This is a genomic window from Bradyrhizobium sp. USDA3516, from assembly GCF_057651995.1.
Window position 1 is genome coordinate 15,973 of the sequence record NZ_JBYGYN010000011.1, and the last position, 17,351, is coordinate 33,323.

16 protein-coding genes are annotated in these 17,351 nt (G+C 65.6%); 10 read left to right on the top strand and 6 right to left on the bottom strand.

The window, feature by feature from the left end; genetic code table 11:
- The first annotated feature begins 17 nt into the window (after nucleotides 1–17).
- From AC24YW_RS29240 to AC24YW_RS29250, 3 genes are read left to right on the top strand one after another with little or no spacing between them, the layout of a single operon-like run.
- Complete coding sequence (locus tag AC24YW_RS29240) at nucleotides 18–1,841, top strand: ABC transporter permease (protein WP_487485959.1); 1,824 nt, start codon at nucleotides 18–20, stop codon at nucleotides 1,839–1,841.
- Nucleotides 1,841–2,689, top strand: a complete 849-nt coding sequence (locus tag AC24YW_RS29245) for an ABC transporter ATP-binding protein (RefSeq protein ID WP_487485960.1) — start codon at nucleotides 1,841–1,843, stop codon at nucleotides 2,687–2,689. The genes AC24YW_RS29240 and AC24YW_RS29245 overlap by 1 nt, the downstream gene beginning before the upstream one ends.
- Complete coding sequence (locus AC24YW_RS29250; RefSeq protein WP_487485961.1) at nucleotides 2,686–3,426, top strand: ABC transporter ATP-binding protein; 741 nt, start codon at nucleotides 2,686–2,688, stop codon at nucleotides 3,424–3,426. The genes AC24YW_RS29245 and AC24YW_RS29250 overlap by 4 nt, the downstream gene beginning before the upstream one ends.
- Before the next feature lie 151 nt (nucleotides 3,427–3,577).
- On the opposite strand, the gene AC24YW_RS29255 is transcribed toward AC24YW_RS29250, so the two are convergent.
- Nucleotides 3,578–5,092, bottom strand: coding sequence for a helicase HerA domain-containing protein (locus AC24YW_RS29255; protein WP_487485962.1), 1,515 nt, complete (start codon nucleotides 5,090–5,092; stop codon nucleotides 3,578–3,580).
- A 216-nt stretch (nucleotides 5,093–5,308) separates the two neighbouring features.
- On the opposite strand from AC24YW_RS29255, the gene AC24YW_RS29260 reads away from it, so the two are divergent.
- Nucleotides 5,309–5,893, top strand: coding sequence for a LysE family translocator (locus tag AC24YW_RS29260; protein ID WP_487485963.1), 585 nt, complete (start codon nucleotides 5,309–5,311; stop codon nucleotides 5,891–5,893).
- Nucleotides 5,894–5,918: 25 nt separating this feature from the next.
- Here the strand turns inward: AC24YW_RS29260 and AC24YW_RS29265 are convergent, their stop codons facing one another.
- The 5 genes from AC24YW_RS29265 to AC24YW_RS29285 form a co-directional block, all read right to left on the bottom strand.
- The gene (locus AC24YW_RS29265; RefSeq protein WP_487485964.1) at nucleotides 5,919–6,983 is read right to left on the bottom strand and encodes a ketopantoate reductase family protein; all 1,065 of its coding nucleotides are present in this window, start codon (nucleotides 6,981–6,983) and stop codon (nucleotides 5,919–5,921) included.
- Between the two features lie 1,093 nt (nucleotides 6,984–8,076).
- Nucleotides 8,077–8,712: a MarR family winged helix-turn-helix transcriptional regulator gene (locus AC24YW_RS29270; protein ID WP_487485965.1), complete on the bottom strand. Its 636-nt coding sequence runs from the start codon at nucleotides 8,710–8,712 to the stop codon at nucleotides 8,077–8,079.
- Between the two features lie 809 nt (nucleotides 8,713–9,521).
- Nucleotides 9,522–10,847 carry a flagellar protein export ATPase FliI gene (gene fliI / locus AC24YW_RS29275; RefSeq protein ID WP_487485966.1) on the bottom strand — a complete coding sequence of 442 codons (1,326 nt, stop codon included), beginning with the start codon at nucleotides 10,845–10,847 and terminating at the stop codon, nucleotides 9,522–9,524.
- Between the two features lie 40 nt (nucleotides 10,848–10,887).
- On the bottom strand, nucleotides 10,888–11,616 hold the full coding sequence (flgF, locus tag AC24YW_RS29280) for a flagellar basal-body rod protein FlgF (protein WP_487485967.1): 729 nt from the start codon (nucleotides 11,614–11,616) through the stop codon (nucleotides 10,888–10,890).
- A 3-nt stretch (nucleotides 11,617–11,619) separates the two neighbouring features.
- Nucleotides 11,620–12,408, bottom strand: coding sequence for a DUF1217 domain-containing protein (locus AC24YW_RS29285; RefSeq protein ID WP_487485968.1), 789 nt, complete (start codon nucleotides 12,406–12,408; stop codon nucleotides 11,620–11,622).
- 141 nt (nucleotides 12,409–12,549) lie between these two features.
- On the opposite strand from AC24YW_RS29285, the gene motA reads away from it, so the two are divergent.
- The 6 genes from motA (at nucleotide 12,550) to flhB (ending at nucleotide 17,269) form a co-directional block, all read left to right on the top strand.
- On the top strand, nucleotides 12,550–13,446 hold the full coding sequence (gene motA, locus AC24YW_RS29290) for a flagellar motor stator protein MotA (protein ID WP_487485969.1): 897 nt from the start codon (nucleotides 12,550–12,552) through the stop codon (nucleotides 13,444–13,446).
- Nucleotides 13,443–14,381, top strand: coding sequence for a flagellar motor switch protein FliM (locus AC24YW_RS29295; RefSeq protein ID WP_487485970.1), 939 nt, complete (start codon nucleotides 13,443–13,445; stop codon nucleotides 14,379–14,381). Before motA ends, AC24YW_RS29295 begins: the two co-directional genes overlap by 4 nt.
- Nucleotides 14,362–14,676 (top strand): hypothetical protein, encoded by a 315-nt coding sequence (locus tag AC24YW_RS29300; protein WP_487485971.1) that lies wholly within the window; start codon nucleotides 14,362–14,364, stop codon nucleotides 14,674–14,676. Before AC24YW_RS29295 ends, AC24YW_RS29300 begins: the two co-directional genes overlap by 20 nt.
- Before the next feature lie 76 nt (nucleotides 14,677–14,752).
- Nucleotides 14,753–15,127 (top strand): flagellar motor switch protein FliN, encoded by a 375-nt coding sequence (fliN, locus tag AC24YW_RS29305; RefSeq protein ID WP_487485972.1) that lies wholly within the window; start codon nucleotides 14,753–14,755, stop codon nucleotides 15,125–15,127.
- Nucleotides 15,128–15,129: 2 nt separating this feature from the next.
- On the top strand, nucleotides 15,130–16,170 hold the full coding sequence (locus AC24YW_RS29310; protein WP_157281925.1) for a flagellar motor switch protein FliG: 1,041 nt from the start codon (nucleotides 15,130–15,132) through the stop codon (nucleotides 16,168–16,170).
- Nucleotides 16,171–16,183: 13 nt separating this feature from the next.
- Entirely contained in the window at nucleotides 16,184–17,269 is a 1,086-nt protein-coding gene (flhB, locus tag AC24YW_RS29315) for a flagellar biosynthesis protein FlhB (RefSeq protein WP_487485973.1), read from the top strand.
- The last annotated feature ends 82 nt before the right edge of the window (nucleotides 17,270–17,351 follow it).

Sequence of the window (17,351 nt, forward strand, 5' to 3'; positions counted from 1 at the left end):
CTGATTAGGAATGCTGCGTGTCCTCCTGGCTCGACCACACCATCAACGGGCTGATCGTCGGCAATGTCTACGCGCTCGTTGCAGTCGGGCTCGCGTTGATCTTCGGCGTCAGCCGGCTGATCAACTTCGCGCAAGGCTCGATCTATCTGGTCGGCGCCTATATCGGCTGGATCGCGGTGGTGCAGCTGCACACGCCGCTGCCTCTCACCATCATCGTGGTCGCCGTGGCCGCCGCGGTCGTCGGTCTGATCATCGAGCGGTTCGGTCTGCGGCCGCTGCAGAACTCGGTGCGGATCGCGCCGCTGCTCGCGACCATCGGCATCAGCTTCGTGCTCGACCAGCTGGTGATGCTGATCTTCTCGCCCAATCCGCGCGCGCTGCCGAGCCAGTTGCCCGATGTCCGTTTCCAGGTCGGTGGCGGGACGATCGGGCCGCTTGATCTGCTCATTGCCGGCGTCGGCCTCACCAGTGCGCTGCTGCTGTTCGTGTTCCTGCGTTACACCAAGCTCGGCTGGGCCGTGCGTGCCACCGCGCAGGACCGCGACGCCGCCATGCAGATGGGCGTCGACGTCAACCGGGTCAATCAAGCCGTGTTCGGTATCGCGGCGGCGCTGGGCGGCGTCTCCGGCATGCTGGTCGGCATGTACTACAACCAGATCGATACGGCGATGAGCCTTCAGGCGACGCTCAAGGGCGTCGTCGCGGAAGTCGTCGGCGGCGCCGGCAACGTGCCGGGCGCGGTGATCGGCAGCCTGCTGCTGGGCCTCGTCGAGAGCTACGGCGTCGCCGTGCTCGGCACCAGCTACCGCAATTTGTTCGCGTTCCTGCTGCTCGTCGTCGTGCTCGTGCTGCGGCCGAACGGGCTGTTCGTCAGCGCACGGCAGGCGCCGCCCGAGCCGCTCACCGGCACGTTCATCGCGCCGAGCCGCCCGGTGAATATTCCCCGCTGGGCGCTGTTGGCCGCCGTTGCCGGCTTTGCGGTGCTGCCGCTGTTCCCGGTGTCCTTCTACGTGCTCCAGACCCTGGTCAATGCCTGGCTGCTCGGCATGCTCGGGCTCAGCCTGACGCTGGTTGCGGGCACGATGGGCCAGGTCTCGCTCGGCCATGCGGCGCTGCTCGCGATCGGCGCCTACACCTCCGCATTGCTGTCGCTGATGCTGGCCGTCCCTGCCGGACTTGCCGTCATCGGCGGTGGCCTGATGAGCGCCGCGCTCGGCACGCTCCTGATCTCGCCGTCCTTCCGCCTGCGCGGGCACTACGTGTCGATCGCGACGCTCGCGATCGGCGAGATCGTGGCGCTGGTGATCCTGAACTGGGAGAGCGTGACGCGCGGCCCGATCGGCATCTCCGGCATCCCACCGCTGGCTCTGTTCGGCTATGATCTGATCAGCCCGACGTCGATATATTGGTTCAGCTTCGCGGTCATGGTCGTGCTGGCGCTGCTCCAGGGCCGCCTGCTCGGCTCGCATCTCGGCCGCAGCTTTCGCGCCATTCGCGACGACGACATCGCCGCGCGGGCCTATGGTCTCAGCCTGAACCGCTACAAGTCGCTCGCCTTCATCTTCGGCGGCTTCGCCGCCGGCATCAGCGGCGGCATCGCCGCGCATCTCTACTCCTACATCAACCATGAGACCTTCAACACGCAGCAATCCATCCTCGCGCTCACCGTCGTCATCCTCGGCGGCCTCGGCAACGTCGTCGGCGCCATCGTCGGGTCGGTGGCGCTGGTCGGCCTGCCCGAGATGTTCCGGATCGCGGCGGAGTATCGCATCCTGATCTACGGCATCGTTCTCTTGCTGCTGGTGCGGTTCAGGCCGCAGGGCCTGTTGGGGACGGTCTGATGCAGAAGCAGCTCCACTCCATGCTGTCCCTGCGCGGCTTGACGCGCCGTTTCGGCGGCCTCACCGCGGTCGACGCCATCGACCTCGACCTCGCCAAGGGCGAACTGGTCAGCATCATCGGCCCGAACGGCGCCGGCAAGACGACGCTGTTCAATCTCGTGACCGGGCTCGACCGGCCCGATGCCGGCACCGTCCGCTTCGAAGGGCAGGACATCACCGGCCTGTCCCCGGAGCTGCTCGCGGCCGAAGGCATCGCGCGCACCTTCCAGCTCGGCCGCGTGTTCGGCAATCTCAGCGTCATGGACAATGTCCTGATCGGCGCGCACACGCGGCTGCGCGCCGTGAAGCCGGCCGTGCCGGTGATCGGTCCGCTGCTGGAATTGGGCCTGGCCCTGCTGCGTCCCTCGAGCGTCAAGGCCGAGGAAGAACGGCTGCGCGAGGAGGTGAAGGCCATCCTCGCCCGTTTCGGCGAACGGCTGCTGCCGCGCATCGACCAGCCCGCCTATAGTCTGTCTTATGCCAACCGCCGCCGCATCGAGATCGCCCGCGCCCTCGCGCTGAAGCCGCGGCTGCTGCTGCTCGACGAGCCCACCGCCGGCATGAACCCGACCGAGACCGCGGAGATGCAGGGGCTCGTCGCCGAACTGAAAGCCGAAGGGCTGACCATCCTGCTGATCGAGCACAAGCTTGAGATGGTGATGCGCCTGTCCGACCGCGTCATCGTCATGGACGAGGGCAAGAAGATCGCGGAAGGGCCGGGCGAACAGGTGCGGACCGATCCCAAGGTGATCGAGGCGTATCTCGGCCACGGGCTATCACGGACGGCGGAGCAGGAGAGCGCGGCATGACGAACTCTGCTCCCGAAGCACTGCTGGCTTTGTCTGATGTCAACACCTTCTACGGCCAGGCCCAGGTGCATTTCGACCTGTCGATCAATGTCGCGCGCGGCCACATCGTCTGCCTGCTCGGCGGCAACGCCAGCGGCAAGTCGACCACGATGAAGATCATCCTGGGGTTGGTGAAGCCGCGCTCGGGCGAAGTGAGGTTCGACGGCGCCTCGCTGATCGGGCTTTCCACGCCGCAGATCGTCCGCCGCGGCATCGCCTCGGTGCCGGAGGCGCGGCGGCTGTTCGCCGACATGAGCGTGCGCGAGAACATCCTGATGGGCGCTTTCGTGCGCAACGACCGCGACGCCATTGCGCAGGATCTCGACAGGATGCTGACGCTGTTCCCGAAGCTCGGCCAGCGGCTGTCGCAGCGCGCCGGCTCGCTCTCCGGCGGCGAGCAGCAGATGGTGGCGATGGCGCGCGCGCTGATGAGCCGTCCGCGCATGATCGTGATGGACGAGCCGACCATGGGGCTGTCACCGCTTTACGTCGACCGCGTGCTGGAGCTGATCCGCACCATCAACCAGGAGCGCGTCTCGGTCTTCATGGTCGAGCAGAACGCCAGCCTCGCGCTCGAGATCGCGCACGAGGCCTATGTGCTGCAGACCGGCAAGATCGTGCTGTCGGGCCCCGCGCGCGCCTTGAAGGACGACCCGCGCATCCGCGACGCCTATCTCGGCGGCTCCGAGGCGGCGTAGACGTCTCAACCTCTCCCGCTTGCGGGAGAGGTCGCGCCGAAGGCGCGGGTGAGGGCTCTGTCCTCTTGGGGGCTGTCCCATTGCGGAGAGACCCTCTCCCCAACCCTCTCCCGCAAGCGGGAGAGGGAGCGCATCTCGTTCGTAATACCAATCACGCCGACGCCGCGCTCGCGACGTGCTCCGCTGGCTGATCATCTCCGTTGGGATCGCCCGGCGCGGTCGCCCAGGCGAGCTCCACCAGCGTCACGATCCGGCGCCCGCCGCCGTCGAGCTGGACGACGATCAGACCCTGCTCCTCCATGTAGCCGAGCAGCCGCTGCGCCCTTCGCAACGAGTGCGAGCCGTAAGCCCGTGCGATGGCGGCGTCGCCGGGACAGGGCCAACCTTCCTTCGCCGCGCGCGCGATCATCATGAACACGCCCTGCATGTCGTCGGGCAAAATGGAAGCGCGCAACGCGACGTCCTGCCAGGCATCGTCATCGGCGATGTCGGCACCGAGGCCAGCGCGCGCATGCGTCAGCATGCGCCGGAATTCGTTGAGATCGGGCACCGCCGCCCCCAGGCCCTCGATGCGGCAGCGGACCACGAATTCCTGGTAGAGCACGCCGATGGCGCGGAAGCCGGCATCGGGCTCGGCCATCACGGCACGCAGCGTGCGATCCACGCGCTCGCGCCGCTCGGCGAGCTCTTCGGCGCTGATCGGAGCCTCGATCGCTTCTGGCCGAATCTCCGGCACCGCTGCGGCCTTCGCCGCGCGAAGCTGCTCGAGCAGATCCGGCGCCGGCCGTCGCTGCGGTCGGCTGGCATCGGGCGGCGGAGCGGCGAGGATGACCGCGCGGGCATCTTCGAGCGTCGCCTCCGGCAGCGGCATCAGCCGCGGCGTCGAATTGCGCGGTGAGGTCTCGGTCGGGCCGATGTTGAGGCGCAATGGACGACGCGAGAGCGCAGGTCCCAGCGCCATGAACTGGCCGCGCTCGAGATCGCGGAAGGCTTCGGCCTGCCGCCGCTCCATGCCGAGCAGGTCGGCCGCGCGCGCCATGTCGATGTCGAGGAAGGTGCGCCCCATCAGGAAGTTGGAGGCTTCCGCCGCGACGTTCTTGGCGAGCTTGGCCAAACGTTGCGTCGCGATGATGCCGGCAAGCCCGCGCTTGCGGCCGCGGCACATCAGATTGGTCATGGCGCCGAGCGAGAGTTTTCGTGCTTCGTCCGAGACTTCGCCCGCCACCGCCGGCGCAAACAACTGCGCTTCGTCGACGACGACGAGCATCGGGTACCAATGATCGCGGTCGACGTCGAACATCCCGCCGAGGAAGGCCGCCGCACGCCGCATCTGGTTCTCGGCGTCGAGCCCTTCGAGATTGAGCACCGTGGAGACGCGATGCAGCCGCGCGCGCTCGCCCGCGACCTGAAGGCCGCGCTCGGTGTGATCCTCGGCCTCGATCACCAGATGGCCGAAGCGCTCGGCCAGCGTGACGAAGTCGCCCTCGGGATCGATGATGGCTTGCTGCACCCAAGGCGCGCTCTGCTCCAGCAGCCGCCGCAAGAGATGCGACTTGCCGGAGCCCGAATTGCCCTGCACCAGGAGACGGGTGGCGAGCAGTTCCTCGAGGTCCATGGCGGCCGCGGCGCCCGCCGTGGTCTGCCCCATCTCGATCGCAACCGTCATGTCCCCGACTCAAAGTCCCATCATTCGCGGACAGCGGCTTATCAATCCAGCCGCGGCGCGTCGAGTGCTCCAGCGCGAATCAGGCGGTGTTGCCCGCGCCAAAACCGGAAGTATTCGCCGTGAGCGGCAGGAACCCGGTGCCGGAGCGGCATCGGCTCGGGGAGAGGGAATGACGCAGATCAAGATCGGCGGGCCCGAGACCTGCTATCCGGCTGTATGACCTTTCTGACCTTCTTCACGGCAACCTATTTCCTGCTGGCGGTACCGGGGCCGACCAACACCCTGCTCGCGACATCGGGGGCCGGATCCGGAGTCTCGCGCTCCCTTCATCTGCTCGCGGCGGAGCTGGGCGGTTATCTGCTGGCGATCGCGGTGCTGCGGCTGGCGCTCGGGCCGGTCATCAGCGACATCCCGATTGCGGCGCTGCTGCTCCGCGTCGCCGTGACGATCTACATCCTGTGCCTTGCGGTCATGCTCTGGCGCGTCAACACGCGCGAGCTGCGCGACGGCGCTGCCGTGACGTTCGGCCAGGTGCTGCTGACGACGCTGCTCAACCCGAAAGCACTGGTCTTCGCGTTCCTGCTGCTGCCGCTTGGGGCCGGGCCGCTCGAACTGCTGCCGTGGCTCGGCGTGGTCGCGCTTCAGATTCTCACCGCCGGCGCAGCCTGGATCATTCTGGGCGCAACACTCGGACGCGGCGCCCGTCGCCTCGGCCGCCCTGACCTCGTCACGCGCACCGGCGCGGTCACGCTGGTCGCCGTGACCGGCTTGATCTGGCTGCAATCGTTCCTGATTGCCTGAGTGCCGGTGTTGGGGGCGCGCCGCGCTACTGCGCGCCGGAGCCGCCCTGCACGATCTTCTCGTTCAGCTTCTGGTCCACGGTGTCGACGGTGCGGTCGATCTCGGCGTTGGGCACGCCGAGTTGATGCGAGATCAGCTTCACCAAGAGGTCGACGCGCTCGATGAAGGGCGCGCCGCTGGCGACCGCGCGCGCCGCCGATGACGGCTTGAGCAGGCTCTCCGCGGCCTTGGCATATTTCGCGAACGGCACCTGGTCCTGCGGATCGGCGCCGAGGCGGCGGGCGATCGCATCGACGTGCTCGTAGATCGTCTGCGAACGCTTGAGATCGCCGTGCACGGCGTCGCGGATCGATTGCGGTTCGCTTGGCGTAATGCAGCGGTAGTTGCCGGTCAGCAGCATCGACCATTTTGCCAGCGGGACGAACAGGGAATCGAACACTTTCAGCTTCACCGGCACGTCGTGGCCGTCGAGCGTCACCGCGTCGATGTCGGCCTCCAGCTCGCGCAGCAGCTTGTTGTGCTTCTCGTCGGCGAAGACCGACGCCTTGAAGTTGGTGGGCAGGCCGACATGCAGCACGTTGGCGGCTTCTTCCGGCGGACGGAACGCCTGCGGATCGGGCGAGCACAGCGTCACCAGCCCGGGCTCGAACCGCTCCCACACCTGCGCATTGGTGTAGGCCTCCTCGAGATCCATGTCGGCCAGCGCCGGAATCCGCTTCAGATAGGGCAGCGGCGGCATGTTCATGATCGACAGGCACGGCAGCTTCGCCGCGGCGATCTTGACCATGAGGACGCGCACCGTGTGGTTGGTGTATTGCGGCTCCTGCATCGCGAGGCCGACCAGGTCGTAGCGGGAAAGGTCGACATTGGCCGGCGTCACCGCATCGAGCTTGCCGGGGAGGTTGCGGGAGAAGATCGCCCGGTGCACCGCCTCGTCGCGCAGCTTGATGCGCACCTCGGTACCGTCGCGGTTGATCAGCTCCGCGGTCTTGGCCCGGCAGACCAGGGTCACGTTGTGCCCGGCCATCAGCAGCTTCGTGCCCAGCAGGGAGCCGTAAGAAGCCCCAAGAATCAATATGTTGCGCGCCATGCTCCGTCCCCTTGGAAATTGTGTGATTTTCGGCCCCGGCCGTGGTCTGCGGGGCGGGTTGGCGGCATGTAAAGCGAACCGCGGGGGTATGGCAACTGGGATAATGCATACAAGGCCGTGACGGCCCCGGCGCCGCCCTGCCAGAGGCTTCGCGCTGTGCCGGGTTGCCCTTTCAGCTGCGCGATCGTGCCTGTTTCGCCCTGCCGTCAACCCGGTTGCGCAAAAATATTCCGCTTTACCGAAATTCGGAAATGACGTATGTCTCGCCCATCCCGGCTCAGTCTTGAGGGGCGATCATGCGGTCGTCATTGTCGCGAGCCGGGCTTGCGGTGGACGCGGCAGCGTCGGCATGGAAGGTGCGGGCAGGGCGGGTAGTCCCTGTGAGCTCGCGGCCGCGTGCGGACGACGGCGCTGCTAGGCTTCGTCTCGTTTGTAAGTTTCCGGCTCCGTCGACAGGGCCGGGAATACTGCGGCGAAATGGCGGGCCGTGCGTACGGCAAAACCGTGTGGTCCTGGCCGTCGTTGCTACGGTCAAGCCTGTCGCGGAGGTGCGAGCGAGCCCAACCGGGCAGACTGCATCATTCAAATTCGCGGGGTGAGGGAGGCCAGAAGGAAAGTTCGGCTCCCGGGAGAGCGCGGTATAAGCCGTCCGACCATCGCGCAGGGAAGGCCGAGTGATCGGCACCACCTGTATGCTGCTGTGCGGTTTTCCTGCGTGTGCATTGTGCGCAGCAGACAGCGGGTGCGATGTCAGCACCCGGCCTTCCCTGTGCCCTCTTGGCTTTCAGAGGGTGGAGTGACCAGGCAAAGCTCGGGCGAAATCAGCCGCGAGATCGGGAAGGCGTGTCCGCAAGGCCGTAGGATGGGTAGAGCACTTGCGAAACCCATCATGCCTCGGCGAGGAGGATGCGTGATGGGTTAGGCTTCGCTCTACCCGTCCTACAAGTGGGTTGAGATGTGAATGACGACGCGACCTCATATTCCGTCATTGCGAGCGCGGCGAAGCAATCCAGAATCCCACCGCGGAGAGACGCTGGATTGCTTCGCTTCGCTCGCAACGACGATATTGATGGAGCGCCGCTTCCTGGCGGCCTCAGCCCTGGCTCGCCATGCGGTCGCGGTCGAGATGCTGCTCGATCTTGGGGCGGTCACGCGTGCGCTCGAAGCTGGTGCAAAGCAGCTCGGTCTCCTCGAGCGAGATCGGAGCACGATAGAGCCGGCACATGAATTCGGCGTTTCCACGTCCCTTGGAGGTAGCCGGGCCGCGCTCTGCGAGAAACATGCAGTCCCGGCAGATGCTCGCTTCGAGCCGCTGATGGGCCGCATCGAGGTGATTGAGGATCTCGCGGAGAGAGTCGCGCAGCCTGATGCACTCCTCGGTCCCGAGCGACGTGACCGCGTTCACCACGTGATTGATCGGGTCGTGCTGGCTCAGGCATTTCTCGCCCTGCGGCGTGACGTGCAGGACGACGGAACGCTTGTCCTCGTGCGACGGCTTGCGCACCAGGAACGACTTGCTCTCCAGAGTCTTCACGATCTGCGACGCCGTCGCGCGTGTTGCGCCGATGAAGCCGGCCAGTGCGGAGGGCGTGCGCGAAAATCTGTTGGCGCGCCCGAGAAAGCGCAGCGCCATCCATTCCCGATCGCGCAATCCATGCTGATTGCCCTCGAAATACCAAGCCCGCGCCGCCTGAACCAGCAGCTCGACGGCTTCCCGCGCCAATGGCATGAATCTACCTCGTCCCCGGAACTTCGTCTGCGGCGTTCCGAAGCCGCTTTGCGCCCTGAGTGTCAGACGAGCATGCCCTGTCGAACTCTCGCACGATGGCGCGGATCGCGACGCGCCCGAGCTGGGCCGATGAGCGTCGCATCGTCCGCAGCGAGAAGCCGTATCGCTGATGGCATGCCGACAGGGTCGTCGTCGCGCGGGAGCTCGGATTGCCGTCGCCGGCAAACGGTGGATCGGAGTAGCTCAACCGAAGCCCCCAGAAGTTCAAGTTACAAGCAGACGTTTCTTATACTCAACCAAAACGATGGATGAGCTTCTCAACAAAATCAAGTAGAGACCCTCTCACAGGCTGGATGTCGTTGCAGGCGAATGTAACGTTCAAGGGCAATCTCGATGTTCGGGACACATGATGGTGAACGCAATACATGGCACGGCGAGTAATATGCACTCGATATTGTGAGAGTTTGATTGCACGCACGTTGTTGTCTTGCGTTGATGCAAACTGATCGAAGCTTGTGCATCACGATGACGTTTGACGGCACGTCATCCACAACTTGTGCGTTCTGCCGCGGAATTGTCGAGGGAACTCGTTGGAATTACACGTGGCGGTTGTTTCCGCCGTGCTTGCAGAATCGACCCCTTGATCGCTTGCACCGCGCTTGCCGGCTCGTGCACACCCGAACGGCGAATCCGCTAAAGAGGAAAATCGGTGACGGGTGTGCACGCGCATGCGCTGGAAGCGTAGCGACATGCGCAATCTCTTGTCGAAAACCACGGGAAGGGCGGACGGCAGGCGCCTCACCCACCCGTCAGTCGCCCTTGAGCATGTCCCGAAGCTCGCGGAACGGATCGGCGCTCGGCGGAGCCGACGCGCCCTGTCGCATCGCGTTGTAGATTCGCGGAACCATCTCGACCGCCTGGTCGAGGCCCGAATCACGTCCCGGCTGATAGCCGCCCATCAGGCGAAGGTCGCGCGTGTCCTCGTATTTCGCGATCATGGCGCGCAGCTTGCTCACCAATTCGCGCTCCTCGGGGTCCCAGACGTTGTGGGCGAGGCGGGAGACCGAGGCCAGAACGTCGACGGCCGGATAGCGCGCCTGGTCGGCGATGTGCCTCGAGAGCACGATGTGCCCATCGAGCGTGCTGCGGATGGTATCGGCGATCGGCTCGTTGTGATCGTCGCCGTCGACCAGCACGGAGAAGATCCCGGTGATGGTGCCGGATCCCTCTTCGCCCGGGCCGGCACGCTCGAGCAGGCGCGGCAGATCGGTGAAAACCGTCGGCGCGTAGCCGCGCGCCACCGCGGGCTCGCCGGCGGCGAGCGCGACCTCGCGGGCGGCGTGGGCAAAACGGGTGATCGAATCCACCATCAGCAGGACCGATTCGCCGCGGTCGCGGAAATATTCGGCGACCGCCATCGCCGTCTTCGGCGCCAATCGCCGCATCATCGGGCTTTCGTCGCCCGTCGACACGATTGTGACGGCGCGATGACGGTCGTTGCCGAGCACGTCCTCGATGAACTCGCGCACCTCGCGGCCGCGCTCGCCGACCAGGGCCAGCACGACGGTGTCGAAGCCCTGGCTGCGGGCGAGCATCGCGAGCAGCGTCGATTTGCCGACGCCCGATCCGGCAAAGATGCCGACGCGCTGGCCGGCGCAGATCGGCGCGAACAGGTCGATGACGCGCACGCCGGTGCGCAGCGGCTTGTGCACGCGTGCGCGCTTCATGGCCGACGGCGCCTCCGTCTCCGCCGAGACCGCCTGCGACCCTTGCATGAGCGGCCCCTGTCCGTCGAGCGGCGCGCCGAGGGCGTTGATGACGCGGCCCTTCCAGCTCGGATCGGGCGCGAAGGACAGCGGCGGCATGCGCGAGGCGACCGAGCCAAGCCCGCCTGCGAACTGCCGGTCGAACGGCTTGGCAATGATGCCGTCGCTGTCGATCCGCACCACCTCGCCGATCTGGCGCTTGCCGCCGCAATCGACGCCGATGAGCTCGCCGAGCCTGACGAAGCGCGACAGGCCGGAGACGCGGAAATGCGTCGGCGCGATCTCGGAGATCGCGCCGCTGACGCTTGCCAAGGGAGTGCTCTGCTGAAGCTCCAGCAGCGCCCACTCGAGTTGCCGAAGAGCGTTCAAGGAAACCGTCCAACCTCATCCTGCGCGCGTGGCGCGCAATCTACTTGCCGGGTTCGCCGAGCGTCCGGATCGCGTTCTGCAGCGAGCTCTCGGTGCCCTCGATCATGGAGTTGGTGCCGTCGAAGGCGCGCGAGGCCGAGATCAGCCGCGTCAGCTCCAGCATCGGATTGGCGCCGGAGCCTTCGACATAGCCCTGCTTGAATCCGTCCCGGGAGAAGTCCGCGATGGCGGTCGCGGGACGGTCGGGCGTCACGCCGGAATTACCGTAGCGTTCGAGATTGGCGTCGGCCGGAATGCTGAACAGGCCGATGGTGCCGATCTCGTTGTTGTCCTGCATGATCGCACCGCTGCGCGCGATCGAGATCGGTCCGCCGTTCGGGTCGAGCGTGATCTGCGCGCCGCCGGAATCCACGATCGGAAAGCCGCTCACGGTCTGAAGATCGCCGTTGGCGGCGATCTGGAGCCGGCCGTCGCGCGTGTAGACCGTGCCGTTCGGACCGGCGAAGGCGAGCCAGCCCTGGCCGACCACGGCGACGTCGAGCGGGTTGCCGCTCTCGGTGATGTTGCCCATCTCGCGCGAGATGATGTTGTCGCCGGGCGAGGAGAACGCCACGGGCGTCGGACCGGCCTTGGACAGCACGGTCTCGAACTTCACCACGTCGGTGCGGAAGGCAGCCGTGTTGACGTTGGCGACGTTGTTGGCGATCGTCTGGAGGCGCTTCTCGAGGGCGACCTGCGCCGACAATCCCACATAGAGAGCCGATTGCATGACTTACCTGTTGAACTTGATGTTCTGAAGCGTGGTGAGCACGTTGGTATCCATGCTGCCCGACGTCGCGGCGCCGGCGATCAGGACCAGCGCGGGATTGGTCGAGCTGTCGTTCCGGGCCTGGGTCGCATCCCACATCGCCGCAAAGCGCTGCACGAACCTGGTGACCTTGGCCGGATCCTGGAAGTCGGTGAGCTTGATCTTGTCCGCGATCATCTTGGCCTGGGCGTCGATGTTGGCCGCGCTGATTGTCGACGGCAGGCCGAGCGCGGTCTGCACCACCTGCGTCAGCGCCTTGTCGGCGAGGATCTGGTAGGCGGTCGTAATCGTGGACGCCTTGCGGGTGAAATACAGCGCCAAACGCAGGCCTTCATTCTGATCGCCGGCCTTCTCCTCCATCGTCTGCGTGACGTATTGGGTCGCCGTTCCGGTCGTGGCCGCGGCGGTCTGGGTCGCCTTGTCGCCGAGTGCGGCGAAGTTGAAGGCGGTTGCGAATTGCCGGTAGCGGGTGTCGGTCAGCTTGTTGGCGAAGGCGTCCTTGCTTGCGACGCCCTCGGTCAGCACCTTGCGCATGAACGCCTTGGCATAGGTCATGTCACTGAGGCCGTAGGCCTTCATCGCATAGGAATAGAGACGATAGTCCTTCAGGAAATCGTCGATGGTCTTCACCTTGCCGATATGGCTGAGGAAGTAGTCGGTCTCGCGGCTGACATCCGGCTGCTTCGCGACCTGCGTCAGCGACTTGCCCATGTCCCTGGTCAACCTGGTGTAGTCCGCGATGGTGGATAGCATGACATGCGCCCCTCTGGCGCCATTTCGACGCCGCTTCAAGCTGCCGCCGATTGCTTGCGCGGGGCTGGCGACCTCGAAGCCAGCTTCGCGCAAGCGTCGCGGACTAGGTATTCCCGGTGGGATCGGCGATGGAGCGGCGCGTTGGGCAGTTTCGTGGGGGTTTTCATCACGGTAGCGGCGCTGCTCGGCGGCTTTGCCGCCATGGGCGGCCACCTCGGCGTGCTCATGCAGCCGTGGGAGTTCGTGATCATCATGGGAACCGCGGCCGGCACCTTCATCGTGGCCAATCCATGGAAGACGGTGGTGGACACGGGCGTCGCCTGCATGCAGGCCATCACCGGCGCGGTGCCCGGCCAGCGCTACTACCTCGACCTGCTCGGCGCGCTCCACGCTCTGATGCGCGAGCTGCGTGGCAAGGGGCGCAACGAAGTCGAGGCGCATATCGACGATCCCGCCTCCTCCGAAATCTTCAAGGCGTTCCCCAGCGTGCTCGGAGATCCCTCGCTGCTCCAGTTCATCTGCGACTATGTCCGCCTCATCATCATGGGCAATGCGCGCACCCACGAGATCGAGGCGCTGATGGACGAGGAGATCCACACCATCGTCAAGAGCAAGCTGGCGCCTTACCATGCGCTGGTGACGGTCTCGGAGGCGCTGCCGGCGCTTGGCATCGTCGCGGCCGTGCTCGGCGTCATCAAGGCGATGGGCGCGCTCGACCAATCGCCGAAGCTGCTTGGCGGCTTTATCGGCGCTGCCCTGGTAGGCACCTTCGCCGGCATCTTCCTGTCCTATGGCGTGCTTTCGCCTTTCGCGATCAAGATCAAGATGACACGCGAGAAGAAGTGCCGGCCCTACATCATCGTCAAGCAGACGCTGCTGGCGTTCATGAACGGTGCCATGCCGCAGATCGCGGTCGAGCACGGCCGCAAGATGATCGCGAGCAGCGAGCGTCCTTCCATCGACGTCGTCGAGAACGAGACGATCGCGGGTCCCAAGGCCGTCGTTGCCGACGCTGAGCCCAAGGCGGCGCGCGCATGATGGAAGACGCCGAAATCGATCAGCGCAAGCAGCTGCCGAACTACCTGCTGGACGCCGCCGGCATATCGATCGAGCGTATGCCGATGCTCAATGTGATCTTCGATCGCATGGCGGCATCGTGCACCGACAGCCTGCAGCCGATGGCCGGGACTCCCTGCTATTTCTCGGTCAACGGCATCTCCAACGATCGTGTCGGCGATATCATCAAGGACTACGAGGCCAACGCTGTCGCGGCGGTGCTCTATGCCGAGCAGTGGGACTCCCGCGTCATCATCATGCTGGACCGTGATTTCGTGTTCACGATGGTCGAGGCGATGTTCGGCTCCGACGGCGCCGAGCCGCCGCTCGACGTCGAGCGCGCGTTCTCGAACATCGAGCTTCGCCTGGTCCAGGCGCTGTTCGAGCGATTCGCCAAGGCGTTGCAATCCGCCTTCGCCGGCACGTCGAACGTCGCCTTTCGCGTCGAGCGGGTGGAGACGGCGATGGCCTCGCTCGCGATCGGGCGGAGCGGCAACATGTCGATCTGCGCGAACATCATGCTGCAGGCGCTCTACCGCGGCGGCCAGATGTTCCTCATCATTCCGCACTCCGCGCTCAATCCGCTGCGCCAGAAGCTCGCTCACGTCGTCGTCAGCGATGGTCGCGCCGCCGACCCGCGCTGGCGCGAGCAGATGGAGAGCGAGGTCCACCGCACCGAGGTGACGCTGAGCGCGGTGCTCGACGAGAAGATGGTGACGCTCGGCGACGTCGTGAAGTTCGAGGTCGGGCAGGTGCTCGAGCTCGAGGCCACGCCGCGCACGCTGGCCCGTCTCGAAAGCAACAATCAGGTGTTGTTCTGGTGTCAGATCGGCCAGCTCGATGGCTATTACGCCATGCAGGTGGCAGATCCCGTCGATCAGAAGCGGGAGTTCGTCGATGATATCCTATCTCGTTGACATGGTGCTGCTGGTTGCGCTCGCCTTCACCAGCATGCGGGTGACCAGGATGCACCGCGAGCTGGCGCGGCTACGCAGCTATCAGGGCGAATTCTCCACGATCATGCACGAGACCGCGGGTGCCTTCGACACGGTCATCACTGCGGCGCACGATTCCACGGCGAATCTCGGGCGCCTCGCCAACGTGCTGAGCACGAAGATCGATCAGGCCCACGAGGCGATCGCAGCGCTCGACGCACGTGACGGGCTCGTACACGCGGCGACGACGGCGACCGCCGACCTGAACAAGCACTGAAAGCCGGCACCGGCAGAACAATACGGCCGGAACGCCGCGGCGCTCCGGCAGCGGAAATACCAAGAGGCGATACCAAATGGCGCAATCCTACGACTATGAGTCCGCACCTGCATCGGCCGAGACCGAGACTTCACCGCTGGAACGCCTGGCCGAGATCGCCCAGCGCACCGCCGAGGAGACGGGAAAGTTCGCCAACGTCGACGCCATCTTGCGCATTCCCGTCACCATGCAGGTGGTGCTTGGATCGGCGACCATCCCGGTGGCGAACTTGATGAAGCTCGGACGCGGCGCGGTGGTTCCGCTCGATCATCGGGTCGGTGAGCCCGTCGACGTCGTCGTCAACGGCCGCATCGTCGCCCGCGGCGAGGTGGTCGTCGTCGAAGAGGACAATTCCCGCTTCGGCGTCTCGCTCACGGAGATCGTGGGGCCGCTGGGGCAGGGTGATACCTGACCATGGCGGCACCGGTCGGCATCGCTCCCGTCAAGCAGCGAGGCGTTACCACGCTGGGCGGCACGGAAAAGGTCGCCGCGCTCCTGCTGGCGATGGGCCGGCAGGCGGCGGCGAGCGTGCTGCAGCAGTTCGAGCCGCAGGAGATCCGCATCGTCACCAAGGCGGCGGCGGAGCTGCGGCCGATCACCGCGCAGGAGCTCGAGGGAATCGTCGAGGAGTTCGCCCAACAGTTCTCGATGGGTGCGAACATCCTCGGCACGCTCGGCGGTCTGGAGGCCGTGCTCGGCGACGTGCTGCCGGCCGACCAGGTCTCGCAGATCATGTCCGATCTGCTCGGCAATTCGAGCCGGTCGGTGTGGGACCGCGTCTCGTCGGTGTCGGAAAACTCGCTGGCGAGCTACCTGTCCAAGGAGCATCCGCAGACGGCGGCGCTGATCCTGTCCAAGGTCAAGCCGGCCTGCGCCGCCAAGGTCATGAGCCAGCTGCCCTCGAGCCTGCGCAACGAGCTGATGCGGCGCGTTCTGAGTCTCAAGCCGATCGTCGACGACGCGATGCGGATCATCGAGAAGACCCTGCACGAGGACCTGACGCTGAATTTCGCCCGCAACCTCGGCGCCGACACCTACGCCCGCGTCGCCGACATCATCAACAAGATGGAACGCGGCCACATCGAGGACATGCTGAAGAGCCTGTCGGAGAAGCGGCCGAAGTCGGCCGAAGTGCTGAAGGAGCTGCTGTTCACCTTCGACGACGTCGTCAACCTGACGCCGAAGGCGCGCACCATGATCTTCGACCAGGTGCCGACCGATCGCATCGTCGTGGCGCTGAAGGGCACCGACAAGCATTTCCGCGAGCTGATCCTGTCCTCGGTGGCCTCGCGCGTCCGCCGTGTCGTCGAGCACGAGCTCGCCATCGGTGAGCCATCCAACCAGCGCGACGTGCTGGAGGCACGACGCGTGATCACCGATCTTGCGCTCGAGCTGGCGGAGAAGGGCGAAATCGAGCTCAACCCCGAGCAGGAGGATGAGCTGGTCTTCCGCTGACCGCTGAACGGGCATGGCAGAAACATCCGATCAGGAGAGCAAGACAGAAGAGCCGACCGAGAAGAAAGTCCGCGATGCGCTCGAACAGGGCAAGATTCCGGTCTCTCGGGAGGCCTCCATCTTCGCCTCGATGGCCGCACTGATGGTGATCCAGGCGTTCCTGATCGGCCAGGGCGTGCAGCAATTGACGCCGACGCTGAAGAGCCTGCTCGACGATCCCGAGGGCTTCCCGCTCTCCAACGGTGCGGACGCGCAGAACCTGCTCACCGTCGTCGGCCTGCAGGCGCTGCGGTTTCTGGTCCCGCTGGTCGTCATCCTGGTGGTGTTCGGGCTCGCCGCCTCGCTGCTGCAGAACGCGCCGCGCCTGGTGCTCGAGCGCATCAAGCCGGACTTGTCGCGGATCTCTCCCGTCAGCGGCTGGAAACGGTTGTTCGGAACGCAGGGCTTGATCGAGTTCGCCAAGTCGCTGTTCAAGCTCGGCGCGGTGAGCTGCGTCGTCGCCTTCGTGCTGCGCGCCTCCGAAGCGAGGGCCTTGGAGGCCATGTACACCGATCCGGTCGCGCTGCCGGAGATGATTCTCAGCATCGCGATGCGAATCGTCTCGGCGATCTGCATCGCGACCATCGTGCTGGTGGCGATCGATCTCGCCTGGGCGCGCTTCCACTGGCGGCGCGAGCTGCGCATGACCAAGCAGGAGATCAAGGACGAGCACAAGCAGGCGGAGGGCGATCCCCTGATCAAGGCGCGCCTGCGCTCGCTGGCGCGCGACCGTTCGCGCCAGCGCATGATCGCCTCGGCCTCACGTGCGACGCTGGTGATTGCCAATCCGACGCACTTCGCGATCGCGCTGCGCTACAAGCGCGAGGAGAACGCCGCGCCGCTCGTCGTGGCCAAGGGCATGGACGTGATCGCGCTGAAGATCCGCGAGATTGCCGAGCAGAACCGAATCCCCGTCATCGAAAACAAGGCGCTGGCGCGCGCGCTCTACGAGGCGGTTCAGGTCGATCAGGTGATTCCGGCGGAGTTCTTCCGGCCCGTCGCCGAGATCATCTACTTCCTCCAATCGAAGCAAGCGCCGCGGCCCGAGAACGTCCGATAGAATTCCGCGGATGGGGCTTCGCGCAACAGCTTGACGAAAGCTTAACGCCTTAGGCTCGTTCCGAACGGATCAGAATGGGGCC